The 24,932-nt window shown below is 62.5% G+C and carries 24 protein-coding genes and 1 tRNA gene; 6 read left to right on the top strand and 19 right to left on the bottom strand.

The window, feature by feature from the left end:
• Positions 1-212 precede the first annotated feature (212 nt).
• Entirely contained in the window at positions 213-1,076 is an 864-nt protein-coding gene (rapZ, locus tag CLU90_RS20905; protein WP_092718387.1) for an RNase adapter RapZ, read from the top strand.
• A 1-nt stretch (position 1,077) separates the two neighbouring features.
• Here the strand turns inward: rapZ and CLU90_RS20900 are convergent, their stop codons facing one another.
• The 8 genes from CLU90_RS20900 to CLU90_RS20865 form a co-directional block, all read right to left on the bottom strand.
• Positions 1,078-2,163 (bottom strand): enoyl-CoA hydratase/isomerase family protein, encoded by a 1,086-nt coding sequence (locus tag CLU90_RS20900; RefSeq protein ID WP_092718385.1) that lies wholly within the window; start codon positions 2,161-2,163, stop codon positions 1,078-1,080.
• A 131-nt stretch (positions 2,164-2,294) separates the two neighbouring features.
• Positions 2,295-2,654 (bottom strand): ribosome hibernation-promoting factor, HPF/YfiA family, encoded by a 360-nt coding sequence (gene hpf, locus CLU90_RS20895; protein WP_086139003.1) that lies wholly within the window; start codon positions 2,652-2,654, stop codon positions 2,295-2,297.
• A 69-nt stretch (positions 2,655-2,723) separates the two neighbouring features.
• Positions 2,724-4,202, bottom strand: coding sequence for an RNA polymerase factor sigma-54 (locus CLU90_RS20890; RefSeq protein ID WP_092718383.1), 1,479 nt, complete (start codon positions 4,200-4,202; stop codon positions 2,724-2,726).
• 4 nt (positions 4,203-4,206) lie between these two features.
• Entirely contained in the window at positions 4,207-4,962 is a 756-nt protein-coding gene (gene lptB, locus CLU90_RS20885) for an LPS export ABC transporter ATP-binding protein (protein WP_034753325.1), read from the bottom strand.
• Positions 4,962-5,543: a lipopolysaccharide transport periplasmic protein LptA gene (gene lptA, locus CLU90_RS20880; protein ID WP_092718380.1), complete on the bottom strand. Its 582-nt coding sequence runs from the start codon at positions 5,541-5,543 to the stop codon at positions 4,962-4,964. The genes lptB and lptA overlap by 1 nt, the downstream gene beginning before the upstream one ends.
• A gap of 25 nt (positions 5,544-5,568) precedes the next feature.
• Positions 5,569-6,180 (bottom strand): LPS export ABC transporter periplasmic protein LptC, encoded by a 612-nt coding sequence (gene lptC / locus CLU90_RS20875; protein WP_232731281.1) that lies wholly within the window; start codon positions 6,178-6,180, stop codon positions 5,569-5,571.
• A gap of 42 nt (positions 6,181-6,222) precedes the next feature.
• Positions 6,223-6,756 (bottom strand): KdsC family phosphatase, encoded by a 534-nt coding sequence (locus CLU90_RS20870; protein WP_092718378.1) that lies wholly within the window; start codon positions 6,754-6,756, stop codon positions 6,223-6,225.
• On the bottom strand, positions 6,756-7,790 hold the full coding sequence (locus tag CLU90_RS20865) for a KpsF/GutQ family sugar-phosphate isomerase (RefSeq protein ID WP_374106893.1): 1,035 nt from the start codon (positions 7,788-7,790) through the stop codon (positions 6,756-6,758). The genes CLU90_RS20870 and CLU90_RS20865 overlap by 1 nt, the downstream gene beginning before the upstream one ends.
• A gap of 84 nt (positions 7,791-7,874) precedes the next feature.
• On the opposite strand from CLU90_RS20865, the gene CLU90_RS20860 reads away from it, so the two are divergent.
• Positions 7,875-9,854 (top strand): monovalent cation:proton antiporter family protein, encoded by a 1,980-nt coding sequence (locus CLU90_RS20860; protein WP_092718372.1) that lies wholly within the window; start codon positions 7,875-7,877, stop codon positions 9,852-9,854.
• On the opposite strand, the gene CLU90_RS20855 is transcribed toward CLU90_RS20860, so the two are convergent.
• The 3 genes from CLU90_RS20855 to CLU90_RS20845 all read right to left on the bottom strand — a co-directional run bounded on the left by CLU90_RS20855 (position 9,855) and on the right by CLU90_RS20845 (position 13,114).
• On the bottom strand, positions 9,855-11,012 hold the full coding sequence (locus CLU90_RS20855; RefSeq protein ID WP_100428834.1) for a GGDEF domain-containing protein: 1,158 nt from the start codon (positions 11,010-11,012) through the stop codon (positions 9,855-9,857).
• Between the two features lie 34 nt (positions 11,013-11,046).
• On the bottom strand, positions 11,047-11,898 hold the full coding sequence (locus CLU90_RS20850; protein ID WP_092718365.1) for an MOSC domain-containing protein: 852 nt from the start codon (positions 11,896-11,898) through the stop codon (positions 11,047-11,049).
• A gap of 121 nt (positions 11,899-12,019) precedes the next feature.
• Positions 12,020-13,114: a type II asparaginase gene (locus CLU90_RS20845; protein ID WP_092718362.1), complete on the bottom strand. Its 1,095-nt coding sequence runs from the start codon at positions 13,112-13,114 to the stop codon at positions 12,020-12,022.
• Between the two features lie 133 nt (positions 13,115-13,247).
• Here CLU90_RS20845 and CLU90_RS20840 point away from each other — a divergent pair, with 133 nt between their 5' ends.
• Both CLU90_RS20840 and CLU90_RS20835 read left to right on the top strand, forming a co-directional pair.
• A complete protein-coding gene (locus CLU90_RS20840) occupies positions 13,248-13,640 on the top strand; it encodes a hypothetical protein (RefSeq protein ID WP_139178482.1) in 393 nt (130 codons plus the stop codon).
• Entirely contained in the window at positions 13,622-14,473 is an 852-nt protein-coding gene (locus CLU90_RS20835; protein WP_232731280.1) for a MipA/OmpV family protein, read from the top strand. The genes CLU90_RS20840 and CLU90_RS20835 overlap by 19 nt, the downstream gene beginning before the upstream one ends.
• A 104-nt stretch (positions 14,474-14,577) precedes the next feature.
• Here the strand turns inward: CLU90_RS20835 and ychF are convergent, their stop codons facing one another.
• From ychF to CLU90_RS20795, 8 genes are all read right to left on the bottom strand, one after another.
• Positions 14,578-15,669, bottom strand: a complete 1,092-nt coding sequence (gene ychF / locus CLU90_RS20830) for a redox-regulated ATPase YchF (RefSeq protein WP_034753282.1) — start codon at positions 15,667-15,669, stop codon at positions 14,578-14,580.
• Positions 15,670-15,883: 214 nt separating this feature from the next.
• Positions 15,884-16,468: an aminoacyl-tRNA hydrolase gene (gene pth, locus CLU90_RS20825; protein ID WP_076565268.1), complete on the bottom strand. Its 585-nt coding sequence runs from the start codon at positions 16,466-16,468 to the stop codon at positions 15,884-15,886.
• 115 nt (positions 16,469-16,583) lie between these two features.
• On the bottom strand, positions 16,584-17,192 hold the full coding sequence (locus tag CLU90_RS20820; protein ID WP_100428833.1) for a 50S ribosomal protein L25/general stress protein Ctc: 609 nt from the start codon (positions 17,190-17,192) through the stop codon (positions 16,584-16,586).
• Between the two features lie 167 nt (positions 17,193-17,359).
• The gene (locus CLU90_RS20815; RefSeq protein ID WP_034753270.1) at positions 17,360-18,310 is read right to left on the bottom strand and encodes a ribose-phosphate pyrophosphokinase; all 951 of its coding nucleotides are present in this window, start codon (positions 18,308-18,310) and stop codon (positions 17,360-17,362) included.
• 150 nt (positions 18,311-18,460) lie between these two features.
• Positions 18,461-18,537, bottom strand: a tRNA-Gln gene (locus tag CLU90_RS20810).
• 78 nt (positions 18,538-18,615) lie between these two features.
• On the bottom strand, positions 18,616-19,500 hold the full coding sequence (ispE, locus tag CLU90_RS20805) for a 4-(cytidine 5'-diphospho)-2-C-methyl-D-erythritol kinase (protein WP_092718351.1): 885 nt from the start codon (positions 19,498-19,500) through the stop codon (positions 18,616-18,618).
• The gene (locus tag CLU90_RS20800) at positions 19,497-20,147 is read right to left on the bottom strand and encodes an outer membrane lipoprotein LolB (RefSeq protein WP_092718348.1); all 651 of its coding nucleotides are present in this window, start codon (positions 20,145-20,147) and stop codon (positions 19,497-19,499) included. The genes ispE and CLU90_RS20800 overlap by 4 nt, the downstream gene beginning before the upstream one ends.
• A gap of 87 nt (positions 20,148-20,234) precedes the next feature.
• A complete protein-coding gene (locus CLU90_RS20795) occupies positions 20,235-22,013 on the bottom strand; it encodes a tetratricopeptide repeat protein (RefSeq protein ID WP_092718345.1) in 1,779 nt (592 codons plus the stop codon).
• A gap of 167 nt (positions 22,014-22,180) precedes the next feature.
• Here CLU90_RS20795 and mutM point away from each other — a divergent pair, with 167 nt between their 5' ends.
• Together mutM and CLU90_RS20785 are read left to right on the top strand one after the other, a co-directional pair.
• Entirely contained in the window at positions 22,181-23,017 is an 837-nt protein-coding gene (gene mutM / locus CLU90_RS20790; RefSeq protein ID WP_092718342.1) for a bifunctional DNA-formamidopyrimidine glycosylase/DNA-(apurinic or apyrimidinic site) lyase, read from the top strand.
• A gap of 10 nt (positions 23,018-23,027) precedes the next feature.
• Entirely contained in the window at positions 23,028-24,929 is a 1,902-nt protein-coding gene (locus CLU90_RS20785; RefSeq protein ID WP_100428832.1) for a dynamin family protein, read from the top strand.
• The last annotated feature ends 3 nt before the right edge of the window (positions 24,930-24,932 follow it).

Genomic DNA, 24,932 nt, shown 5'->3' with positions numbered 1-24,932 from the left:
CGCGTAATCCGACGACATTGTTAGCGGGTGTCAGCAGGAGCCCTCGCTTGCAAGCGAGGACCGTTACGCAGGCACGCAGCCATGCTGCGTGAATTCCCTGCTGCACCGCTTTGCGCTAAGCCGACCTACGAAATACACATATGAAATTGCAATAGTTTGTAAAGATAATTGCCTTGGGAGCAGAGCACCGGTCTTTATTGTATGATCGGGCTATGCATATCGTCCTTATCACCGGAATATCCGGCTCCGGTAAATCCGTCGCGCTCAATGTGCTGGAAGATGCCGGCTACTATTGTGTCGACAACCTGCCACCGGCCTTGCTGCCCAGCCTGGTGCAAACCCTGCTCGACGAAGGCACACCGCAACTGGCCGTCGCCGTCGATGCGCGCAGCGCCGAGTCGCTCGTCAGCCTGCCGCACAATGTGGCCCTGCTGCGCGACCAGGGGCACGACGTCAAGGTCATGTTCTTGACGGCTACCACGCATTCGCTGGTGGCGCGCTTCTCGGAAACGCGGCGCAGCCATCCGCTGTCGCACGAACTGCGTCCGAACCAGAATCCGGCCAGCCGCCGCACCCTGATCGAATGCATCTCGGAAGAACGCGAGCGCCTGTCGGCCATCGAACAGCTGGGCCACGTGATCGACACGTCGGAGCTGAGCGCCAACAAGCTGCGCGCCTGGATCAAGGATATCGTCGCCTCCGAGCGTGCACCGCTGACCCTGTTCTTCGAATCGTTCGCCTTCAAGCTGGGCGTGCCGCTGGACGCCGACTTCGTCTTCGATGTGCGGGCCTTGCCGAACCCCTATTACGACCTGGCCCTGCGCCCCCTCGACGGACGCGACGCGCCCGTGATCGCCTTCCTCGACGCGCAGCCGAGCGCGCTGGAATTGCTGGCCGACATACGCGCCTTCATCGAGAAATGGTTGCCATCATTCAAGTCCGACAACCGCAGCTACCTGACGGTGGCCCTGGGCTGCACGGGCGGCCAGCACCGCTCCGTGTACATGGCGGAACGGCTGGCGCAATACTTCGGGCCCAACGAACGCGTCGTCTTGCGCCACCGCGAACGCGCCTAGTTTAATTCAGGTGGCGCAGCGGATGCGCTTGCGCCGGCCAGACGGGAGCGAAGAAGCGCGCCACCATGGCCGCGTCGACCTCGTCCAGGCTTGATGGATTCCAGCGCGGCGCATTATCCTTGTCGACCACCAGCGCGCGCACGCCCTCGAGCACTTCGCCATGTTCGAAATTGTGGCGCACCACCGTGCGTTCCATGCGCAGGCAATCGGCCACGCCCAGGTGGGCGCCCCGCTGCAGCAATTCCAACGTCACGGACATCATCAGGGGCGAGCGCAGGCGCATGGCCGCCAAGGCCTTGCTGGCGAACGCACCGTCGTCCTGCGCCAGCGAGGCCATGATGGCTGCCACGGAGCCAGCGCTGAAATGGCGATCCAGCGCCGCGCGCGCCGTGGCCAGGGACGAAACGCCCGCCTTGGCCTGGAACGGCGCCGCCAGGGCCTTGATCGCCACCGGCAAGGCCTCGCCCGGCGTCGATTCGAACAGGTCCAGCAGGGCCCCCACCTGCGCTTCGGGCAGGTAGACATCGGCCAGGCCCGTGTACAGGGCGTCGGCCGCGTTGATCGTCAAGCCCGTCAAGCCCAGGTACAGACCCAGCTGTCCAGCCAGGCGGGACAGGAAATAGCTGCCGCCCACGTCCGGAAACAGGCCGATATTGACTTCCGGCATGGCCATGCGCGTGCGGCCCGTGACGATGCGCAGGCAGTTGCCGGGGCTAGCTTGCGCCACGCCCATGCCCCCGCCCATCACCACGCCATCCATCACGGCAATATACGGTTTCGGATAGAAATGAATCAAATGATTCAAAGCGTATTCTTCCGTAAAGAAATCTTCCAGCAAGGCACTGCCGCCTTGCGGCGTGGCCAGGCCCGCATCGTAAAAGAAACGGATGTCGCCGCCGGCGCACAGGCCCTTCTCGCTGCTGGAGCGGATCACGACGGCGTCCACCTGGGGATCATCGCGCCAGACCAGCAGGGCCGCGCTCAGGGCGCGCACCATGTCCAGCGACAGGGAATTCAAGGCTTTCGGACGGTCGAGCACGATGTGGCCCGTGCGGTTGCGGATGGCAGTCTGGACGAAGTCGCTCATGGCAGGCAGGAAAGAAGTGAAAGTGCAAACATTCTAGCGCCTGCGCGGGGAACATTGCGTTCCGCTGGGCGCAAAAAAGGGCGCAATGTGCGCCCTTAGTTGATCACAACCGGTTGAAAGTCGCAGGCCGCTTAGGCGGGGGCGAATTCTTCTTCCGAGCTGTCTGGCAGATGCTTGATCGCCTCTTTACCGTGCCCTTGCACTTTGGTTTTGTATTTCATCACTTGCCTATCGAGCTTGTCGATCAGGGCATCGATTGCGGCGTACAAGTCTTGCGCCAGGCTTTCCACATAGACGGTCTTGCCACTCAGACGCAGGTTGACTTCGGCCTTTTGACGTTTTTCTTTCTCTTTGAGGTTATCCACGGTCAGAATCACGGCGATATCGATGACTTGATCGAAATGACGTTTCACGCGCTCCAGCTTCGTTTGTACGTATTCACGGATGGCTGGTGTCACTTCGAGATGATGTCCGCTGATGGTGAGATTCATACACACTCCTAAAGATGATCGGGTTCGTGCGGTCCATCGTATCCGGCCCGCAGAGGAACCGAAAAAAACTTACAAACACTTACGCAGGCTCACTGGCGGAATTTTTAATGCTTCCCGGTATTTGGCAACAGTACGTCGCGCAATCACCATGCCTTGTTCCCCCAGCATGTCCGCAATCTTACTGTCGGATAAAGGATTTTTAGGGTCTTCTGCTCCTGTCAGTTGCACGATCAATGCCCGTATCGCCGTCGATGACGCTTCGCCCCCCGCTTCGGTGGCGACGTGGCTACCAAAGAAATATTTCAACTCGAACATGCCGTGCGGGGTCAGCATGTACTTTTGAGTTGTTACCCGCGAGATAGTACTCTCGTGTAAACCCAGTGTATCAGCTATTTCACGGAGCACAAGGGGGCGCATGGCAACGGCCCCATGCGAGAAAAAGTTCTTTTGTCTTTCTACTATCGCCTGTGCCACGCGCAGGATGGTGTCGAAGCGCTGGCGCATATTCTTGATCAGCCACTTGGCTTCCTGCAACTGTGCGCCCATGGCACCTTCGCCCTTGCCCTGCTTGAGCAGGTTGGCGTACATGGCGTTCACGCGCAGGCGCGGCATGACGTCGTTGTTCAGGGTCACTTGCCAGCCATTGCGCGCGCGCTTGACGACGACGTCGGGCACCACGTAATCGGACACGTCAGAGGCGAACACGGCACCCGGATGCGGGTTGCATTGGCGAATCACCGTCTGCGCTTCGCGCAAGTCTTCATCGTCGCAATCGAGGGCTTTTTTCAGCTTGTTGAAATCACGCTGGGCAAACCAGGCCAGGTGCTTTTCCACGATGACGAGGGCCATGCGCCGCGTCACCATGGCAACCTGCGGCAAGCGCTTGATCTGCAGGGCCAGACATTCGGACGCATTGCGCGCGCCCACGCCGGGCGGATCGAAACTTTGCAGCAGCGCCAGGGCCGTGCGCATCTCGTCCGCGTCGATTTCCAGCTCTTCCGGCAGGCGCGCCAGGATGTCGTCGAGCGACTCTTCCAGGTAGCCATTGTCGTCGAGCGCGTCGATGATCAGCTCGACCAGCGCGCGGTCGCGCAATTCGAGCACCGTCACGCGCATCTGCTCCATCAGGTGTTCGCGCAGGGTGCAGTGATGGGCTTCCAGTTGCGGACGGGAATCTTCGTCGTCGGGCGCCTTGCCCCGGCTCGCCTCGCTCCAGTCGCTGTCGCCGCCATCCACGGCGGCCGGGCCCTCGCCCGCCTCGCCGTCAAAGGTTTCCGCTTCAGCCGGCGCCGCGGGCGCCTCCTGGCCTGGCGGCTGGGGCGGCGCTTCGGCCGGCGCGGCCGTCGAACTCAAGGCGCCATCGGACAGCAGGCGCAGCGAACGGTCGAGCGGATCGTCGAGCCGTTCGAGCAGGGGATTGTCCGTCAGCAGTTGCTCTAGTTCCTGGTGCAATTCCAGGGTAGACAATTGCAACAGGCGTATCGATTGCTGCAACTGCGGCGTCAGTGCCAGGTGCTGCGAGGTGCGCAGCTGCAATGATTGTTTCATTGGCTCACATACGGAAGTGTTCGCCCAGATAGACCCGGCGTACCGACTCGTTCGCGATGATGTCGTCGGGGCGTCCCGACGCCAGCACCGAGCCCTGGTTGATGATGTAGGCACGGTCGCAAATACCCAGCGTCTCGCGCACATTATGATCGGTGATGAGCACGCCGATATTGCGCTCCTTCAAGAAGCGCACGATGCGCTGGATCTCGATCACGGCGATCGGATCGACACCGGCGAACGGCTCGTCAAGCAGCACGAAACGGGGATCGGTGGCCAGCGCGCGGGCGATTTCCACGCGGCGGCGCTCGCCGCCCGACAGGGACAAGGCCTGGTTCTCGCGCAACTTTTCAATCTGCAAGTCGGCCAGCAATTTATCCAGACGTTCCTCGATCTCGGCCTTCTTCAGGGGGCGGCCTTCGACGGTCTGGATTTCCAGCACGGCGCGGATATTGTCTTCCACCGTCAGCTTGCGGAACACGGACGCTTCCTGCGGCAGATAGGACAGGCCCATCTGCGCGCGGCGATGGATCGGCAGGCTGGAAATGTCCACGCCGCTGATGTCGATGCTGCCGCCGTCCGACGGCACCAGGCCGACGATCATGTAGAACGAGGTAGTCTTGCCGGCGCCGTTCGGGCCCAGCAACCCCACCACTTCACCGCATTCGACTTGCAGCGAAACATCATGCACGACTTGCCGCTTGCCATAGGTTTTTTGCAGACCGCGAACGATCAGGGTGCTGCCGCAACGAGTATTGTCCATTATTTCGTTCCTGGCGCAGGCGTGGCCGGCGCTTTCTCCGCCGCCGGCGCCTTGGTCTTCGGCTGGATCACCATGCGCACGCTGCCGCCATCGGGCGTGCTGGTGCCGCTGTTGGTATTTTCCATCTGGAATACTTCCTTGCGGCTGTCATACGAGATGAACGCGCCGTTGGCCACGTCGGTCACTTTCGTGCCTTCCAGGCGCGTTACCTTGGCCTTGGAAAACAGTTTCACCACTTCCGTCTTGTTGTCGTATTCCACGCGCTCCGCTTCGCCTTCGATCCACAGGTCGCCCGCGCCATCGCGCTTCTGGCGGAAGGTGGCCAGCTTGCCGGGATCGGCCCAGAAGGTGATGAACTGGTAGCCTTGCGGGTCTTCCGTGATCAGGGCCCGGCCCGCCTTCATGGTCAGGGTGCCCTTGACCAGCACGACGTCGCCCGTCAGGGTGCGGATCTGCTTGACGTCATCGACGTGGCCGCTACGCGCCGTGATGACGGCTTCCTTCTCGGAATCGGCCTTCTCGGCATGCGCCGCGCCCATGATGCCCAGAGAAAATACGGTCAACAGCAAGATGTTCTTCATAGTATGGTTTCCTTGTTTCATTCTGTCATTTTGCCGCCGCGGCCGGGCGCGGTTTCGGCGGGAGGACCATGCGCAGCGCATTCTGCACTTCCACCTCGCCGGTGGCGTTATTGGCTTTCATGCCGATGCCATTGAGGCGCGAGGTGCCCGTCAGGATATCGACAGGCACGTCCGTTTCCATTCTTTCCTCGTCCGGAAACACCGTCAGCGCTTCCGTCTTGATCGTCAGGTTCTGCGCCTTCGGACTGGCCACGCGGTCGATCACGACATTGCGGTGCAGTTGCAGCCGGGTATTGTCCTGGTCGATGTGCGCCAGTTCCGCGTTCATGTTCAACGGCGGCATGCCCGGCGTGAGCTTGCGCACGAAGGGCTGGTCGATGTCGGACGAATCGTCGGCAGGATAATGCGTGAGCTTGGTGCCCGACACGATATAGCTGGGCTTACCCGTCAAGTCCATGCGCACCAGGCTGAAATTGGTGATGAAATAGTCGGGCTCATCCAAGTGCTTGCTGGGCATGGCATCCTGGCCATTCTTGTTCATCACTTCGAGCAGCCAAAAGCTGCCCAGCGCGACGACAACCGCGCCCAGCACGGTGAAAATGATGCGCCAGCGATGGGCGCCTCCTGGCTTACGCATAGGACTTTACTCTTTCAAATGTCACTGGCGAGGCGGCGCGCCTCACTCCAGGAACGGCGCCATGACGCGCGTATAGTTGTCCTGCGCGCGCAGCAGGAATTCGCAGATCTCGCGCACGGCGCCACGGCCGCCGCCGGCCTGCGTCACATGGTGCGCCAGGCCCTGCGCTTCCGGACGCCCGCCCGGCACGCTGACGGCAAAGCCCACGCGTTTCAGGATGGGCGCATCGATGACGTCGTCGCCGATATAGCCGCATTGCTCTTCCGTCAAGCCCGTAAGCGCCAGCAGTTCACGAAACGGCGTCAGCTTGTCGTGACCGCCCTGGTGCACGTGGGTAATGCCCAGGTCCTGCGCGCGGCGCGCCGTGATGGCCGAGCGGCGCGCGCTGATGATGGCCGTCTGCACGCCCGATTCCTGCAGCAGCTTGATGCCCAGGCCATCATACACATTAAACGTTTTCATCATCTCGCCATCGGGGCCGAAATGCAGGCTGCCGTCGGTGAGCACGCCATCGACGTCAAAGATCATCAGTTTGACCTTGGCCGCGCGTGCCAGGTTGTCCGCCACGCTGTCCATCAGATCACCTTCGCTTGCGTCAGGTCATGGATATGCAGCGCGCCCACCAGCTTGCCGTCGGCATCGACGACGAGCATCTGGTTGATGCGGAACTGCTCCATCACGGCCACGGCATCGACGGCCAGGCGTTCGGGCGCGATGCTGCGCGGCTGCGCATGCATGACGTCGCGGATCGCCACTTGCGTGAAGTCCTGCACGCGCTCGAACATGCGGCGCAAGTCGCCATCCGTAAACACGCCCACGGGACGGTTGTCGGCATCGACGATGGCCGTCATGCCCATGCCCTTCTTCGTCATTTCTTCCAGCGCCTGCAGCAGGGATGCCTCAACGGGCACCTTGGGTACGCGTTCGCCGCTGCGCATGACGTCATGCACGTGCGTGAGCAGGCGGCGGCCCAGGGCGCCGCCCGGGTGCGAGCGGGCAAAATCTTCTTCCTTGAAGCCGCGCAAGTCGAGCAAGGCCACGGCGATGGCGTCGCCCAGGGCCAGGGTGACGGTAGTGCTGGCCGTCGGCGCCAGGTTCAGCGGACAGGCTTCTTTTTCAACAGAAATATCCAGGTGCACGTCGGCCAGCTGGGCCAGGCTGGAATTCGGCTTGCCCGTCATGGAAATCAGTACGCCGCCCATGCGCTTGACGACGGGCATGATGGCCATCAGCTCGGACGATTCGCCCGAGTACGATATGGCAATAAAAGCATCGTCCGAGGTGACCATGCCCAGGTCGCCATGGGCCGCTTCGGCCGGATGCACGAACAGGGCCGGCGTACCGGTGGACGCGAGGGTGGCGGCAATCTTGCGCGCGATATGGCCGGACTTGCCGATGCCGGAGACGACGACTCTTCCTTTGCATTGGAGCAACAGCGCCACGGCGCGGCCCACGCTGTCGTCCGTGGCCAGGCGCGCGTGCAGCGCAACGATGGCGTCGGACTCGATCTGCAAGGTGGTGCGGGCTAGCGCAACGGCGCGCTCGGTCGTCGCTTGCATGTCAATTCGATCAAAAGCTTTCAGCATTGTTTTTTCATGGGTTACACTCATGCCCAAAGTATAAACGAATTAGGAAAGCAAAAAACTTGCCAGTCACAACAAACAACGATTTCCATTGACCGCACCGGGCAACCCATGTTTTCCTCGCTTGAACTGACCCTGATGTTACTCGGCAGCGCCGTGCTGGGCGTGGTCGCTTTCAGAATGTTGCATTTGCCGCCCATGCTGGGCTACCTGGCCGTTGGCATCGTCATCGGCCCCCACGCGCTGGGCCTGGCGGCCGAAAACGAGGCCAGCCATACCTTGGCCGAGTTCGGCGTCGTCTTTCTGATGTTTTCCATCGGACTCGAATTTTCCCTGCCCAAGTTCCTCGCCATGCGGCGCATCGTCTTCGGCCTTGGCATGGCGCAGGTGGTCACCACCATCATCGCCACCGTCGTCTTCGGCTGGTTCGTCGGACGCTACCTGTCCGCCTACGTCCACCTGAGCTGGCAAGCCGCGTTCGCCCTGGGTGGCGCGCTGGCCATGTCGTCGACGGCCATCGTGTCGAAAATGCTCACGGAACGGCTGGAACTCGAAAGCGAGCACGGCCGCAAGATCATCGGCATCTTGCTGTTCCAGGACTTGGCCGTCGTGCCCCTGCTGATCCTGATTCCCGCCCTCACGCGCGATTCGGACAACCTGGCCGAAACCCTGGCCTGGGCCGGCGGCAAGGCCCTGGTCGTGCTGATCTTGCTGCTGTTCATCGGCCAGAAGATGGTGCGCGGCTGGCTGACCATCGTTGCCAAGCGCCGCTCGCAAGAATTGTTCATGCTCAACCTGCTCTTGATTACCCTGGGCGCGGCGTGGATCACGGAGCGGGCCGGGCTGTCGCTGGCCCTGGGCGCATTTGTTGCCGGCATGCTCATTTCCGAGACGGAATTCAAGCACCAGGTGGAAGAGGACATCAAACCGTTCCGCGACGTGCTGCTGGGCCTGTTCTTCATCACCGTCGGCATGCTGCTCAATATCCGCGTCGTCTTTGAGAACTGGTGGCTCGTGCTGCTCCTGCTGTGCGGCCCCGTGCTGCTGAAATTTGCCCTGATCGCGGGGCTGGCCCGGCTGTTCGGGTCCAGCAACGGCGTGGCCCTGCGCACGGGTCTGGGGCTGGCGCAGGCGGGCGAGTTCGGCTTCGTGCTGCTGAACCTGGCTGGCGGCATCAAGCTGATGGACCCGTTCGTCGTGCAGGTGGTGCTGGCCTCGATGGTGCTGTCGATGCTGGTGGCGCCCTTCCTCATCGCCAAGTCCGACGCCATCGTCATGAAACTGGCGGCCAACGACTGGATGATGCAATCGCTGGCGCTGACGAAGATTGCCACGCGCACCATGGCGTCGCAGAAACACGTGCTGATCGCCGGCTTCGGGCGCAGCGGGCAAAGCCTGGCCACCCTGCTGGCGGAAGAAAAGATCGAATACCACGCGCTGGACCTGGACCCGGAACGGGTGCAGGAAGCGCAGCTGGCCGGCGCCAACGTCTCGTATGGCGACGCGGGCCGGCGCGAAAGCCTGGTGGCGGCCGGCATCTACCGGGCCAGCGCCGTGGTCATCACGTATGCCAACACGCCGTCGGCGCTGCGGTTATTGCATTTGCTCAATGAAATGGCGCCGACCTTGCCCGTCATCGTGCGCAGCCACGATGATAGCGACCTCGACCAACTCAAAAAGGCGGGCGCGGCCGAAGTGGTGCCGGAATTGATGGAAGGCAGCCTGATGCTCGCTTCACACGCGCTGATCATGATGGGCGTGCCCCTGCGCCGCGTCGTGCACCGGGTGCAGGCGGCGCGCGAGGAACGCTATGCCTCCTTGCGCGGTTATTTCCATGGCACCAGCGATGCGGGCGACGATGCCGAGCTGGAGCGCCTGCATACGGTCACCGTCAGCGACGGCGCGCATTGCGTGGACTTGCCCTTGAGTGCGATCGACGTGGCCGGCTGCGGCGCGTTTGTGACGGCGATCCGCCGCGGCCGCGGCCGCCTCGAAGTCACGCCCGAAACGCAGCTGGCCAGCGGCGACGTGGTGGTGCTGCGCGGCACGGCCGACGCCGTGGCAAAAGCGGAAACTTTACTTTTAAAATAATTAACTGCGCTGCGCCTGCCAGCTGACGACCTTGTTGCGCCCGGCCGCCTTGGCCTGGTACAGGGCCTGGTCCGCGTGCGCCACCAGTTGCTGCGCCACCGTTTCGATCGGTAGCAGGGCAGCGTCCGCTTCCAGGCTGGCCACGCCGATCGACACGCTGACCCACGCCTGCGCGCTGCCAGGCAAGTCGAACATGGTGCCGGCAATGCTGGCGCGGATGCGCTCGGCAACGAAGGTTGCGCTGTCGAGGCTGGCATCGATCAGCAGCACGACGAATTCCTCGCCGCCGAAACGGCCCAGCGCATCGGAGCGGCGCAATTCCGTGCGGATGCGCGTGGCCACTTCGCGCAGCACCTCATCGCCGCCCTGGTGGCCATGCGTGTCATTGACCAATTTAAAATGGTCGATGTCGATATACATGCATGAGATGCAATAATTCTGGCGCCGCGCGCGGGCGATTTCTTCCAGCAGCCGGCGGTCGATATAGCGGCGGTTGTAGACGCCCGTCAGGGAATCGGTCAGGCCGATGTATTTGAGCATTTCATTGCTGATCACGTTTTCCAGGCAAATGGCGATGATGGACGCCATGTGCTTGATGAAGTCCGTGCCCAGCGCAGGCGTAAAGCGCGTCACGTCGCTGCTGGCCAGGTTCAGGCTGCCGATCAGGCGCTTGTTGCGCAGCAAGGGCACCAGCGCCACGCTGCGCAGCGCATCGATGCCGGGAAAGCGGGGGCCATGCACGGCCGCGTCAAACTGTCCCAGCAGCGGCAGCGGCGGCAAGGCTGCTTCGCCTTCGGCCACGGGCTGTGGTGCGGCAAAGCCCAGCTCGGCCACGGCATGCACGAACAGCAATTGCGGGAAGGCGCTGAAATCGACGCCCAGCTTTTCCATCACCAGCAAGATATCGTCATCTTCGTCGAGCAGGCTCAAGGTCACGCCGTCGAGGTCGGAAATCACGGGCAAGGTGCGGAAGATGGTGCCGATCAACTCGGGAAACGTGGACGCGCTGACGATTTCCAGGTCGAACGCCTGGTGGCGGCACATGATGTCGTGGTTGCGCTCGACCTGTTCCAGCAGATAGGCCATGCGCGCGCGCAGGGCCTGGTTTTCGGCTTCGAGGCTGGCAATGCGCGGGTCCGGCGGTATTGCTTGATTCATAGAAACCTTAAACCCTTGTATGCGGGCGCCATGCTTAAAATGCCAGTTCGAAACCGATGTCCTGCCCCACCACGATACGCTCATCGCCGCCTTCGGTGACGATGGCGTTCATGCCGAAGCAGATGGCGCCGTCGAGCTCGGGCTTGGCGCGATAGCCATGCATGACGTCGAGCGGGTCCGGGCCTGGCACGCCCGTGGCCTGGTCCACCGACGGGATCGGGCAGCGCGAGCACGGCTTGACGGGTTTCAAGGTGGTCGCGCCGAATTGCAGGAAGTCGGCGTAGTCTTCCTCGAAGGCGCCAATATCGCCGATGACGAGGTTGGGGCGGAAACGGTTCATCGGCAATGCCTCCCGGCCAGCCGCGCGCAGCTTGTCATTCACGTCATCGAGCGAGGCATTGCCCGCGATCAGCACCGGATAACCATCGGCAAACATGGTCTCGGCAGCCACGCCATTGGTCCATGTGGTGCTGGTGGCGCGCACCACGTCCGGGTGAAAGCGCGCCAGGCGGCACGGCACGCCGATGGCATTGGAAAACCAGGTGGCCGTGACGTCGTCGCAATCGTAGGCGCGCACGCTATCGTCCCACACCTGCACCTCGAGCATGGGCGCCAGTTGCGGATGCGGCAAGCCCAGCTCGATTTCCAGGCGCAGCATGCCCGGCGCGCGCAATTCCAGGGTGGTAGCCTTGATGGACGGCACGATCAGCGCCATGCGCGGATATTCGCGCTGGGTCAGGAAGCGGCCCTGCTCATCGACCACCATCCATTCGCGGTCGAACACGTGTTCGCTCATCAGCCCTGAACGCGTCAGGACCGCCTCGCGCAAATGGATGCCGGCGCACGATTTGATGGGATACAGAATGATGTCGGACAGGATGGCCATGAACCGGAGACAGTGTTGCTGCTTCTGTCAGGAAGTTATTCAGAGGCGAAGTATGGCAGCAAAGCGGGCAAGCGTAAATCAGCCAGGCCCAGCCGATGAGGCTGGCCTGGCGCGGCAAGGATCAATACGTGTAGAAAATACGCTGGATTTCTTGCGTGCTGTTCGTTTTGGTCAGGGCCAGCATCAGCAGGATGCGGGCTTTTTGCGGGTTCAGGGTGTCGGAGACGACGCTGTCGAGTTCATCGTCGTTCGCTTCGCCATTGCGCGCCACGATACCTTGGCCGACGCGGCTCGAACGCACGATCAGCACGCCCTTCTGGCGCGCTTCCACCAGGGCCGGCTTCATTTGCGCGGCCACGCTGCCATCGCCCACGCCAGCGTGGATGATGCCCTTGGCGCCAGCGGCGATGAAGGCGTCCATGCCGACACGGTTCATGTTGGCGTAGCCATAGACGATGTCCACTTGCGGCAGGGCATCGAGCTTGCTGATGTCAAATTCCGTTTCCAGGGTGTGCTTGCGCGTCGACTGGCGGTAGAAGTAAGGCTTGCTGCCCTGGATGTAACCGAGCATGCCCAGTTCCGGCGACTTGAAGGTGTCGGTCGTCGAAGTGTTGGTTTTGCTCACTTCACGCGCGGCGTTGATCTGGTCGTTCAAGGCGACCAGCACGCCCTTGCCCACGGCTTCCTTGCTACCGGCCAGCAACACGGCGTTGTACAGGTTGATCGGACCGTCAGCCGAGATGGCCGTTGATGGACGCATGGCGCCCACCACGACGACCGGCTTGTGGCTTTTCACGGTCAGGTTCAGGAAATACGCCGTTTCTTCGATGGTGTCCGTGCCGTGCGTGACGACCACGCCGTCGACGTCGTTCGAGGCCAGCAGCACGTTGATGCGCTTGGCCAGGGTCAGCCAGTGGCTGTTGCCCATGCTTTCACTGGCGATCTGGAATACTTGCTCGCCTTTTACGTTTGCCACTTTCTTCAGTTCCGGCACGGCCGCGATCAGGCGCTCGACGCCGACGGTGGCCGAGGTGTAGCCGACGGTGGTCGTGCTGTCGGCGCCGCTGCCGGCGATGGTGCCGCCTGTTGCCAGGATCACCACGTTCGGCAACTTGACAGCCGCCTGTTGCGCGCGCGCAGGGGAGGCTGCGACAAAACCCATCAGCAAGGTAGCCAGCATCAGCTGTGCACAAGAATGAAATTTACGTGAAAACATGGTGCTCCTGTTCGGTGATGTGTCAAAGATAACAAAGTCGTGTGCAAATTATATGTCATCAGTGCTACAAAAAAGCCCCGATTCGCGCGTTCTGCGCAAACGTGCGCCCCTTCCCATACGCTACAGTGGCGCCATGTCCACACTCCTGCACATCCGGTCTCGCCTCGTCCTGCCGTTCGTCCTGATGGCGCTGGGCGCCTGCGCCACGCAAATCGAACTGCGCACGGCGGCGCAACAGGAGCAGTTCGCGCGGGAAGCGGCCAGCCAGGGCGACTGGACGCAAGCCATGCGCAACTACGCGGACGCCGCCGATAATGTCGAACTGGGCCATGGCGATCCCGCTTGGCAGGCGCGGCTGCACCACGAGGCGGGACGGGCCGCCAGCGCCGCCTGCCGCGACGACGCGGCCGCCTTTCATTTCCGCAGCGCCATCGCGCTGGCAAAGAAAAGCGGCCAATCGAGCGCCCTCAGCGACAAGGCGCTGGACTCGCTGCTCGCCGGCAAACCTTGCGCCGTGCCCCGATGAACGCCGCGCGCGCATTGCTGGCGGCATCGGCCTTCTGCTTCGCCATGGCGCCGGCCCGCGCCGCCGAAGCACCGCTGCCATTATGGGAAGCGGGCGTGTTTGGCGGCACGGCCGTCACGCCCGCCTATCCGGGCGCCAGCGAACGCTCGACGCGCAGCCTGGCCCTGCCCTATCTGATTTATCGCGGCAAAGTCTTGCGCGCCGACCGCTCCGGCGTGGGCGCGCGCCTGTTCGACACGGAGCGCCTCGACTTCGATATCGGTTTTGCCCTGTCCTTGCCGGCCCGCTCCAGCGACGTGCCGGCCCGGCGCGGCATGCCGGACCTGGGCACCCTGGTGGAATTTGGCCCGCGCCTGAAAATCAAGCTGGCCGAACCCACGCAGCACAGCCGCCTGGGGCTGGAACTGCCCTTGCGCGCCGTCATCGAAGCGCGCGGCGGCCTGCGACGCCAGGGCGCCACGTTCGAGCCGCGCCTCGTCTACGCGCTGCAAGGCGAACAGCAGGCCTGGCATGTCGACGCCAGCCTGGGCGCCATGCTGGGCAATGCCGCCATCAACGATTACTTATATGGCGTGGACCCCGCGTTTGCCACCGCTCAGCGCCCCGCGTATGCGGCAAAAAGCGGGCTGATGCTCACACGGCTGAGCCTCGGTGCTTCGTACCGGCTACAACGGGACTGGCGCGCCTTTGCCTTTGTACGCTACGACAACTACACGGGTGCCGCCAACCGCGCCAGCCCCCTGCTGCGCCAGAACAGCGGCACCTCGGCCGGCATCGGGCTGATGTGGACGTGGCGACGCTCGGAGAGCCTGGCGCGGGGCCGTGAAGACTAGAGAATCGCCCCAGCGCAGACATGCTGGCCATGCGGGCAATAAAAAACCCTGCAAATCAATGACTTGCAGGGTTCTCGGTGGCGCCATACGGGAGCGCGTCGGGGTTAGACGTTGAACAGGAAGTTCAGCACGTCGCCATCCTTGACCACGTATTCCTTGCCCTCGGCGCGCATCTTGCCCGCTTCCTTGGCGCCCGCTTCGCCCTTGTAGGCGATGAAGTCGTCATAGGCGATGGTTTGCGCGCGGATGAAGCCGCGTTCGAAGTCGGTGTGGATCACGCCGGCCGCTTGCGGCGCCGTGGCGCCCACGGGAACGGTCCACGCGCGCACTTCCTTCACGCCTGCCGTGAAGTAGGTTTGCAGGCCCAGCAGCTTGTAGCCGGCGCGGATCAAGCGGTCCAGGCCTGGCTCTTCCATGCCCATGTCGGCCAGGAAAGCACCCTTGTCGGCGTCGTCCAGGTCGGCGATTTCCGCTTCCAGCGCGGCGCAGATGGCGACGATGGGGGCGTTTTGCGATTGCGCATAGGCCGTCAGCTGGTCCAGCAGCGGGTTGTCCGTGAAGCCCGAATCGGACACGTTGGCCACGAACATGGCCGGCTTGGCCGTGATCAGGCACAGCGGCTTGATCAGTTCCATTTCGTCGGCATCCAGGCCCATCGCGCGCACGGGTTTGGCGTCGTTCAGGTAAGGCATCATGCGTTCCATGATGGCCAGCAGCTTGGCCGCGTCCTTGTCGCCCGAGCGGGCTTTCTTGTTTTCGCGGTGGATGGCTTTTTCGACGGTGCCCATGTCGGCCAGCGCCAGTTCGGTCTGGATGACTTCGATATCGTCGAGCGGGTTGATCTTGCCGGCCACGTGGATGACGTTGTCATCTTCGAAGCAGCGCACGACGTTGACGATGGCGTCCGTTTCGCGAATGTGCGACAGGAACTGGTTGCCCAGGCCCTCGCCCTTCGATGCGCCTGCCACCAGGCCGGCGATGTCGACGAATTCCACGATGGCGTTGACCATGCGTTCCGGCTTGACGATGGCGGCCAGCGCATCCATGCGCGGATCCGGCACTTCGACGACGCCGACGTTCGGCTCGATGGTGCAGAACGGATAGTTTTCAGCCGGGATGCCGGCTTTCGTCAGTGCATTGAACAGGGTGGACTTGCCGACGTTCGGCAAGCCGACGATACCGCATTGGAGACTCATGGAAAACCTTTAATAATCAAAGCACATGGCGCCGTCTATCGGCGTGCTTGCCGTGCTGTTAGGGAAAACGGGCGATGGTTCGCCCTTTTCCGGGGATAGTGCGTGTGCTGCGTTTCAAGGGGTCAATTGTACCCGTGTCCCGCGCGCTTCAAAAGCCCGATGATGGGCAAATGGCGCCAAAACAGCCGCATCGTGACGCCATCAGGCCCTGTTCTCAGGCCGTATGCAGTTTCATGGTCGCCGCCTCGAACTTGCCTTCGACGATCTGCGGCATCACCTGCAAGGATTTTTCGATCGCTTGCTCGATCAGTTCCTGGTCTTCGCGGCGCGGGCGGTGCAGCACGAAGTCGGCCACCTGCTGCTGCAGGCTCAGGGTGCGCGGGTGGCCGATGCCCAGGCGCAAGCGCCAGTAATCCTGCGTGCCCAGCGCGGCCGTGATGTCTTTCAAGCCATTGTGGCCGCCGGCCGAGCCGCCCTTTTTCAGGCGCGCGATGCCGGGCATCAGGTCGAGTTCGTCGTGCACGACGAGCACTTCATCGGCGGCGATCTTGAAGAAGCGCGCCAGCGCGCCCACGGACTGGCCCGAGCGGTTCATGAAGGTCAGCGGTTCGAGCAGCCAGACTTCCTTGCCGCCTATCGACGTTTTCGCCAGCATGGCGTTATAGCGTGAGTCGCGCTGCAAACGCGTGCCGGGCAAGCTATTGGCAAGATTGTCCACCAGCCAGAAGCCGGCATTGTGGCGGGTTTGTTCGTATTCGGGTCCCGGATTGCCGAGGCCGACGATCAGGCGTATGGGCATGGCTGTGTCTGCAATGTAAAAGAAAGCATTATCGGTGAAAACAGGCAGAAAAAAACCCGCGCGGCGAACCTGGCGGGTTTTTCCTTGCGACTACCGCATTGCTGCGGCGGCAAAATTACTTCTTGTCAGCAACAACTTCAGCAGCAGCGGCTTCAGCAGCAACGTGGCCAGCCGGTACCGAAGCGGTAGCGATGGTCAGGTTGGCGCCGTGGGTGACAGCGGTCACGCCAGCTGGCAGGACCAGGTCGCCTACGTGCAGCGAGTGACCAACGTCGATGTTCGACAGGTCAACGTTGATGAATTCTGGCAGCTGACCTGGCAGGCAAGCGACTTCGATTTCGTTGGCAACGTGGCTGATGGTCGCGCCGTGCAGTTTGACTGCTGGGGAAACGTCAGCGTTCGTGAAGTGCAGGGCAACTTTCACGTGGACAGGCTGCGATGCGTCAACGCGCTGGAAGTCAGCGTGCAGAACCAGTTGTTTGTATGCGTGGACTTGGAAGTCGCGCAGCAGAACTTGCTGGGAAACGCCGTCGATTTCCAGATCCAGGATCGACGAGTGGAACACTTCTTTTTTCAACGCGTGGTACAGGGCGTTGTGATCCAGCGAGATCAGTACCGGGGCTTCAGCGCCGCCGTAAACGATACCAGGGGTTTGGCCGGAAATGCGCAGGCGGCGGCTCGCTCCGGAACCTTGCAATTCGCGTTTGAATGCGATAACTTTCATGTGATACTCCAAGAAGAACAAGGCTTGCGCCTTGTGTTATGAAGATTCCCGCGACCAGGAATCCTCGAAAATGGGGTGCAAAAACACCCCGAAAATTAAAACACTGCGGCGCAACAGGCAAAAAGCCGGTCGCGCCGCAGGCATTACGTCTGTTACTGCTGATCGAATCAGTCGATGAACAGCGAGATGACGGAGTCACCCTTGATGATGCGTTTGAACGTCTCGGCCAGCAGCGGCGCGCACGTCAATTGACGGATCTTGCCGCAGGCCAGGGCCGCTTCGGACAGGGGAATCGTGTCGGTCACGACCAGCTCGTCGAGTGGCGAAGCCGAAATACGGTCGATCGCCGGGCCCGACAGCACCGCGTGCGTGCAATACGCCACGACCTTTTTCGCGCCACGCTCTTTGAGCACTTCGGCAGCCTTGGTCAGGGTGCCTGCCGTGTCGACCATGTCATCCATGATCACGCAGTTGCGACCTTCGACTTCACCGATGATGTTCATCACTTCGGACACGTTCGCTTTTGGACGACGCTTGTCGATGATGGCCAGGTCGCAGCCCAGGCGTTTTGCCAGGGCACGCGCACGTACCACACCGCCGACGTCCGGCGACACCACCAGCAGATCCTGGTAGTTTTTCTTTTGCAGGTCGCCCAGCAAAATTGGCGAAGCGTAAATATTGTCGACTGGGATATCGAAGAAACCTTGAATCTGGTCGGCGTGCAAGTCCATGATCAGGACGCGCTCGACACCGGCTTCTTCCAGCATGTTCGCCACCACCTTGGCCGAAATCGCCACACGCGCGGAGCGTGGACGACGGTCTTGGCGGGCGTAGCCGAAGTAAGGAATGGCGGCGGTGATGCGGCCGGCGGAAGCACGTTTCAAGGCATCAACCATCAGCATGATTTCCATCAGGCTGTCGTTGGTTGGAGCACAGGTGGATTGCAAAACAAAAACATCCTTGCCGCGTACGTTTTCGTTAATCTCGACCATTACTTCGCCGTCGGAGAATTTCGAAACGTTTGCTTTACCGAGAGGGATGCCGAGGTTTTTTGCGACCCCCTCTGCCAACGCTGGATTCGCGTTGCCGGTAAAAACCATCAGGTTTTCGTAAGCCATGGGAGTCCCAAGAGGTGATATAGAAGTCTTGAAAAGCACTAACCGGGCATAGGCCCGGTCAGTCATTGTTTAGAATATGCCGCGTGGCGACACATCTGCTTTTTCCCGCACTGGACGCCAACTTCGCATCGACAGACTACGGTGAAAGGGTGGCAGGGGAAGAAGGATTCGAACCTTCGCATGCTGGAATCAAAATCCAGTGCCTTAACCAGCTTGGCGATTCCCCTACGTTACTGACTGCTTGCCGTCATGTTGGCCAGTATTATACCGACTATTTGACGCTAAGCAAAATCTTTTTTTGCTCTCTACAACATGGTGAGCATCGGGTGGCGGCTCAGCGCTTTTGCCTTCCAGGCGATCCAGACTGATGGCACATTGCTGAGCACCGCATCCGCTTCTTCCTGACTGCCAAACGCACCAAACACACAAGCACCGGAGCCAGTCATCCTGGCCTCACCGTAAGCACCCAGCCATTCTACCGCATCTGCTACCGGCTTGAAAAGACTGCATGCTACTTGCTGTAAATCATTCTTACCAAACCCGCCCGCATCGTTTTCTTCTGCGAGGTGCCTGGAAAAGTCCGCTATTGTGACGGGTTCGGTATTTCTCGTCAAGCCTTCCGCACAAAAAATTGCGGCGGTCGGCACTTGCACGCCAGGCTCGATCACCACATACCAGCATTCGGGCGTGGCGACGGGCTGCAGGGCCTCGCCCACGCCTTCGGCAAAGGCATTCTCGCCAAAGATGAAAAACGGGATATCGGCGCCCAGCGGCAAGCCCAGCGCCATCAATTCCTCGCGCGTCAAACCGGCCTGCCACAGGCGGTTCAAGGCCATCAAGGCCGTGGCCGCGTCGGACGACCCTCCGCCCAGCCCGCCGCCCATCGGCAACACCTTGTCGATGGCGATATCGACGCCGCGCGGCAAGGCGCCCGTGCGGCGCAGCACTTCGGCCTGCAGCAGCCTGGCGGCGCGGATGATCAGGTCCTGCTCCTGCGGCACGCCAGCGAGCGCCGTCACGCGGCGGATCAGCGTATCGTCGCGCAACGCGAAGTGCAGGGTGTCGCCATGGTCGAGCAACTGGAACACCGTCTGCAGCAGATGGTAGCCGTCGGCGCGGCGGCCGTTGACGTGCAAAAAGAGGTTCAGCTTGGCCGGCGCGGGGCAGTTATTCAGGGTCGTCAACGTCATTGTGCTTGAGCGGATGGGGCGGGATCGAGCACGATGCGCAGCGACACGGCATCGGCCTGCGCGCTGGCATTGCGTTCGGCATCGATACGCCGCGGTTGGGGCAAGGCGCCCGGTGTATTGTCGGACGCATTTTGCCCTACTTCTTGCCACGACACATAGCGCAGGCGCCAGCCGTCTTTCGTCGTCACGCTGTCGTTGGCCGGCGAAGCGGCGAAGCGCTTGCCATCGGCGCCCACGGCATAGCCCTGCAGCCAGTCGCGCAAGCCCGACACGGGCAAGGACCAGCCCAGCATCTGCGCGCTCAATGTATCGACATCGGGCGCGCTGCGCGGCGCCTTGCCGCTTTGCGTCAGCACGGCCTGCTGCGGCGTGACGGCGATCGTCGCCAGGGTGCTGCCGACGGGCGAATACAAGGTCACGTCCGTGCGCTGCGCCGTCTGCTGCCAGTTGAAATTGACGGTGGCCGATTCCGGCTTGTCATCCTTCTGGTACACGACGTTCAGGCGGCCCGTCAGTTCGACCTGCTCGCGGTAGGGGGCGACGGCCGCAGCCGATGGCGCGGCGCCGGACGAAAAGGGGGAGGTCAGGGTCGAGCAGGCCGAGAGGGACAGGCAAAGGGCGGTGAGAGCAAAGAGGTTTTTTGACATGGGAAATTTTTTGAGTCCACCCCAAGTGCAAAACCCGAGGTCAGACTCCGAAGGTCTGACCCCGGCATTTGTCCTTGGGGTCAATAATCACAAACTGACATTCAAGCGCGCCAGGGTACTTTTCAGCGCATCGTTTTTCGGGTCCTTGCCTTGCGCTTCGCGCCACAGCTTTTGCGCTTCGGCCTTGTCGCCCTTCTGCCACAGCACTTCGCCCAGGTGGACGGCGATTTCCGGATCGCTGCGCACGGCATAGGCGCGGCGCAGCGCGTTTTCCGCCGCGGCCAGGTTACCCATGCGGAATTGCACCCAGCCCATGCTGTCCATGATGAAGGGGTCGCCCGGCGCCATCTGCAAGGCTTTCTCGATCAGCGCATGGGCTTCCTCCAGGCGCAGGCCCCGCTCGGCCAGCGAATAACCGAGCGCGTTGTACGCGTGCTGATTGTCCGGCGCCAGCGCCATCACGCGGCGCAGGCTCGCTTCCATCAGCTCGAATTTGTCCAGGCGCTCGGCCAGCAAGGCGTAGTCGTACAGCAGTTCCGGATTGTCGGGGAAGCGCAGCAAGGCGTTTTCCAGCACCGTGTACGCGCTTTGCACGTAGCCGGCATCGCGCAGGAATTGCGCGTCGACCAGCAGTACCTGCGCCTGGCTGGCCGGATCGTCCGTTTCAATTTCCGTCAGCGCCTTGCGTGCCGCATCGAGATTGCCGCCGCGGGCGATCAGCTGGGCGCGGCGCAAGCGCGCCTCGACATAGCCGGCCGACGCGCTGTTGTCGACCTTGTCCAGCCAGGCGATGGCGCCCGCCGTGTCGCCGCGCGTCTCGGCGATCTGCGACAGTATCATCAGGGCCTTGAACGGATCGCGCGTGTCGCCGGGATTTTTCTCCAGCACGGCCAGGAAGCGCTTGAAGTACTGCTCGGCGCCCTTGGTGTCTTCCAGCTGCAGCGCCACGATGCCGAGCGCATACAGGCCGCCCACGTTATCGGGCTGGCTTTTCAGCAGCAGCAGGAACTGCTCGCGCGCCGGCTCCAGCTGCTTCTGCTCGACCAGCAGGCGCGCATACGCGCCGCGCACCTCGACGGCGTCCGGGTTCTTTTGCAGGAAAGCGGCCAGCACCTTGTTTGCCGCCTCGGGTTCGCCCGTCACCTGCGCCAGGGTCAGCGCGGCCAGTTCCGAGTTCGGCTTGATGGCCAGCGCCTTGTTCGCCTCACGGATGGCGCGCTCACGCTCGCCGATCGACAAGGCGCCCTGCGCCAGCACCAGGTGCGCTTCGAACATGTCGAGGTAAGGCTCCACCAGGCGCGTCACCATCGAATACGCATACAGCTTGTCATTCGAGCGCGACAAAATCTGCTGCATCTGGAACAGGGCCACGCCACGCGCACCCGGTGGCGCATTGGCCAGGCGTTCGGCGAAGATCGGCTCCGCTTCCTCGATCTTGTCCGTCAACACGACAAAGCCGAGGAAGAATTGCGTTGCCTCGTCCGATTCGGGCGCCAGTTCGCGCCACAGGCGGATGGCCGCCAGCGCTTCGGGTCCCTGCTTGGCGGCCAGCGCCATTTCGGACGCGCGGCGCGCCAGGCGGGGATCACGCGTCTGCTGCGCCGCCACCATCATCGTCACGTAAGGCCCTTGCCACTGGCCGCTCTTGAATTCCATTTCTGCCTTGGTCAGCTTGTACAGCAGGTCGCTGCTCAACTCGACCTTGGGCAAGCCGTCTGCCTTGGACTCGACGCCCTCTTCCTGCGGCGCTGCGGACGCGGCCGCAGCGGGGCTGGCCGCCCCCTCGACAGGGGCGACAGGCGTCTGTGCCATGGCATGCGTGGCCATCAGGGCGGACAAGGTTACAATGGCGAAAGCGTTTTTCAAAGGCTGATCCTGGCTAAACGGCAAAGTTTGATTCTACGCCCAACGCGGCTATCGCGTACTTCACGTATGTAACGAAATATATACATCGTGGCGGCGTCACTTGCCCGGGCCTGCCCTCGGCCAGCAAGCCGCCTGTTTTTTACCCGGTTTTCAACCATTCGAGCCCTATGCCAGAATTGCCAGAAGTCGAAGTCACACGGCGCGGTGTCGCGCCCCACCTCGAAGGGCGCGCCGTGCGCTCCGTCGTGCTGCGCCGCGACGGCCTGCGCTGGCCCTTCCCCCCTGCCCTGGGCGACCAATTATCGGGGCAAACCATCGGCCTGACGGGGCGCCGCGGCAAATACCTGCTGATCCACTTCCGCCACGGCACCCTGATCATCCACCTGGGCATGTCGGGCCATTTGCGCGTGCTGCCAACGGGGACGGAAGCGCAGAAGCACGACCATTTCGACCTCGTCGTGGAAGACGCGCAAGGGGGCAGCCAGGTGCTGCGCATGACGGACCCGCGCCGCTTCGGCGCCGTGCTGTGGCACGACGAGGCCGACGGTCCGCTCGACGGCCACGCGCTGCTGCGCGGCCTGGGCACGGAACCGCTGGAAGGCGGCTTCACGGGCCAGCTGCTGTTCGAAAAAACGCGCAACAAGGGCACCAATATCAAGCAGGTGCTGATGGCGGGCGACATCGTCGTCGGCGTGGGCAATATCTATTGTTCCGAAAGCCTGTTCCGCGCGGGGATCAACCCGAAGACGCCGGCCCGGCGCATCGGCCTGGCCCGCTACGAAAAACTGGCGCAAGCGATCCGCGACGTGCTGGCCGAAGCCATCGTGCAAGGCGGCAGCACCTTGCGCGACTTCATCGGCGTGAACGGCCAGTCCGGCTACTTCCAGCAGACGTATTTCACGTACAACCGCGCGGGCAAGCCATGCCGCGTCTGCGGCGCGCCTATCCGCCAGATCGTGCAGGGACAGCGTTCCACGTTCTACTGCGTGAACTGTCAAAAGTAAAGGGGACCTGATGGTCAGAGATTTGGAACAATACAGCGCATGGCGGCAGGACGTGCAGGCCGCCTTGCAGGCATACCGGCAAGCCGCCAGCGCGGCGGGCCTGGTTGACGGCGCGTCCGCGCTGCGCCTGGCGCGCTGTGGCTCCCGCCTGCTCGACGACCGTTTATCCGTTGCCTTCGTGGCGGAATTTTCGCGCGGCAAATCCGAGCTGATCAACGCCATCTTCTTTGCCGGCTACGGCCAGCGCATCCTGCCTTCGGGCGCGGGCCGCACCACCATGTGCCCCACCGAGCTGCTGTACGACGCGGCCTGCCCGCCCTCGATCCGGCTGCTGCCCATCGAGACGCGCGCGCAGAACCTGTCAACCAGCGACTACCGCGACCTGCCCGCCGCCTGGACCGTCCTGCCCCTGAACATCGAAGCGGGCGGCGACATGCAGGAAGCGATCCGCCAGGTCAGCCTGACGAAAAAAGTCAGCGTCGAGGAAGCGGCGCGCTACGGCCTGTACGACGCTGGCGACGCGGACGCCCACGCCATGCTGGACGAGGACGGCCAGGTGGAAATCTCCATGTGGCGCCACGCCATCATCAACTTCCCCCATCCGCTGCTGAAACAGGGCCTGGTCATCCTCGACACGCCGGGTCTGAACGCCATCGGCACGGAACCGGAACTGACCCTGAACCTGATCCCGAATGCGCACGCGGTGCTGTTCATCCTGGCGGCCGACACGGGCGTCACGCGCAGCGATATCGAGGTATGGCGCAACCACATCGGCGCCGGCGCGGGGCGCCTGGTGGTGCTCAACAAGATCGACAGCATGTGGGACGAATTGCGCGGCGATGCCGAGGTGGCGCAAGCGATCGAACGCCAGCAGGCCAGCGTCGCGCATCTGTTGACGCTGGATGCGGGCCAGGTGTTTCCCGTCTCGGCGCAAAAGGCCCTGGTGGGCAAGATCAACGACGATGCGGCGCTGCTGGAAAAGAGCCGCCTGCAGGCGCTGGAAACGGCCCTGTTCGAGGAGCTGATCCCGGCGCGCAAGGAGATCATCCGGCGCCAGCTGGCGTTCGACTTGGACGCCATCGAAGCGGCGCAGCAGGTGCAGGCGGCGGCCCGCGCGCGCGGCATCGCCGAGCAGCTGCATGAGCTGCACAGCCTGCGCGGCAAGAACCAGAGCGTGATCGCGCACATGATGCGCCGCGTCGATATCGAGAAGAAGGAATTCGACAGCAGCCTGTTCAAGCTGCAGGCGACGCGCGCCGTGTTTACCCGTCTGTCCACGGAGCTGTACACAAGCCTGGGCATGGACATCGTGCGCGACGATATCGATGGCGTGCGCGCCGCCATGCAGCGCAGCCGCTTCTTCACGGGCCTGCGCGAAGCCGTGCGCCAGTATTTCGAGCGCATCGCCAGCAACCTGGACCGCTCGGAAGGCAAGACGGCCGAGATCACGGAAATGATGAACGTGATGTACCGCAAATTCGCCTCGGAACACGGCCTGGCGCTGGCCTTGCCGATGCCGTTCTCGCTGGCCCGCTACCGCCAGGAGATCGCCGACATCGAAGCCGTCTACCATAAGCAGTTCGGCACGGCGACCCTGCTCACCACCAGCCGCGTCGTGCTGATGGAAAAATTCTTCGACACTATCGCCTCGCGCGTGCGCCGCAGTTTCACCAACGCCAACGACGACGCCAGCGCCTGGCTGAAAGTCATCATGGCGCCGCTCGAAGCGCAGATCGTCGAGTACAAGGAACAGCTGAAACTGCGCTTTGCCTCGATCCAGCGCATCCACGACGCCACGGGCAGCCTGGAACAGAAAATCGCCGGCTTCGAGGCCAGCCTGGCGGCGCTCGAACGCGACAAGGCGCGGCTGGCGCAATTGCTGGCCACCTTGCGCGCGGCCAGCGCAACATAGACA

Source organism: Janthinobacterium sp. 67, from assembly GCF_002797895.1.
Classification (GTDB): domain Bacteria; phylum Pseudomonadota; class Gammaproteobacteria; order Burkholderiales; family Burkholderiaceae_D; genus Janthinobacterium.
The sequence above is the reverse complement of the archived record's forward strand: the minus strand, read 5'-3'. Positions and strand labels throughout refer to the sequence as shown.

Excerpts from the sequence above, each read along its gene's own strand:
- rapZ (WP_092718387.1), top strand. The coding sequence starts at position 213 with ATGCATATCGTCCTTATCACCGGAATATCCGGCTCCGGTAAATCCGTC.
- CLU90_RS20900 (WP_092718385.1), bottom strand. The coding sequence starts at position 2,163 with ATGAGCGACTTCGTCCAGACTGCCATCCGCAACCGCACGGGCCACATC.
- hpf (WP_086139003.1), bottom strand. The coding sequence starts at position 2,654 with ATGAATCTCACCATCAGCGGACATCATCTCGAAGTGACACCAGCCATC.
- CLU90_RS20890 (WP_092718383.1), bottom strand. The coding sequence starts at position 4,202 with ATGAAACAATCATTGCAGCTGCGCACCTCGCAGCACCTGGCACTGACG.
- lptB (WP_034753325.1), bottom strand. The coding sequence starts at position 4,962 with ATGGACAATACTCGTTGCGGCAGCACCCTGATCGTTCGCGGTCTGCAA.
- lptA (WP_092718380.1), bottom strand. The coding sequence starts at position 5,543 with ATGAAGAACATCTTGCTGTTGACCGTATTTTCTCTGGGCATCATGGGC.
- lptC (WP_232731281.1), bottom strand. The coding sequence starts at position 6,180 with ATGCGTAAGCCAGGAGGCGCCCATCGCTGGCGCATCATTTTCACCGTG.
- CLU90_RS20870 (WP_092718378.1), bottom strand. The coding sequence starts at position 6,756 with ATGGACAGCGTGGCGGACAACCTGGCACGCGCGGCCAAGGTCAAACTG.
- CLU90_RS20865 (WP_374106893.1), bottom strand. The coding sequence starts at position 7,790 with ATGAGTGTAACCCATGAAAAAACAATGCTGAAAGCTTTTGATCGAATT.
- CLU90_RS20860 (WP_092718372.1), top strand. The coding sequence starts at position 7,875 with ATGTTTTCCTCGCTTGAACTGACCCTGATGTTACTCGGCAGCGCCGTG.
- CLU90_RS20855 (WP_100428834.1), bottom strand. The coding sequence starts at position 11,012 with ATGAATCAAGCAATACCGCCGGACCCGCGCATTGCCAGCCTCGAAGCC.
- CLU90_RS20850 (WP_092718365.1), bottom strand. The coding sequence starts at position 11,898 with ATGGCCATCCTGTCCGACATCATTCTGTATCCCATCAAATCGTGCGCC.
- CLU90_RS20845 (WP_092718362.1), bottom strand. The coding sequence starts at position 13,114 with ATGTTTTCACGTAAATTTCATTCTTGTGCACAGCTGATGCTGGCTACC.
- CLU90_RS20840 (WP_139178482.1), top strand. The coding sequence starts at position 13,248 with ATGTCCACACTCCTGCACATCCGGTCTCGCCTCGTCCTGCCGTTCGTC.
- ychF (WP_034753282.1), bottom strand. The coding sequence starts at position 15,669 with ATGAGTCTCCAATGCGGTATCGTCGGCTTGCCGAACGTCGGCAAGTCC.
- pth (WP_076565268.1), bottom strand. The coding sequence starts at position 16,468 with ATGCCCATACGCCTGATCGTCGGCCTCGGCAATCCGGGACCCGAATAC.
- CLU90_RS20820 (WP_100428833.1), bottom strand. The coding sequence starts at position 17,192 with ATGAAAGTTATCGCATTCAAACGCGAATTGCAAGGTTCCGGAGCGAGC.
- CLU90_RS20815 (WP_034753270.1), bottom strand. The coding sequence starts at position 18,310 with ATGGCTTACGAAAACCTGATGGTTTTTACCGGCAACGCGAATCCAGCG.
- ispE (WP_092718351.1), bottom strand. The coding sequence starts at position 19,500 with ATGACGTTGACGACCCTGAATAACTGCCCCGCGCCGGCCAAGCTGAAC.
- CLU90_RS20800 (WP_092718348.1), bottom strand. The coding sequence starts at position 20,147 with ATGTCAAAAAACCTCTTTGCTCTCACCGCCCTTTGCCTGTCCCTCTCG.
- mutM (WP_092718342.1), top strand. The coding sequence starts at position 22,181 with ATGCCAGAATTGCCAGAAGTCGAAGTCACACGGCGCGGTGTCGCGCCC.
- CLU90_RS20785 (WP_100428832.1), top strand. The coding sequence starts at position 23,028 with ATGGTCAGAGATTTGGAACAATACAGCGCATGGCGGCAGGACGTGCAG.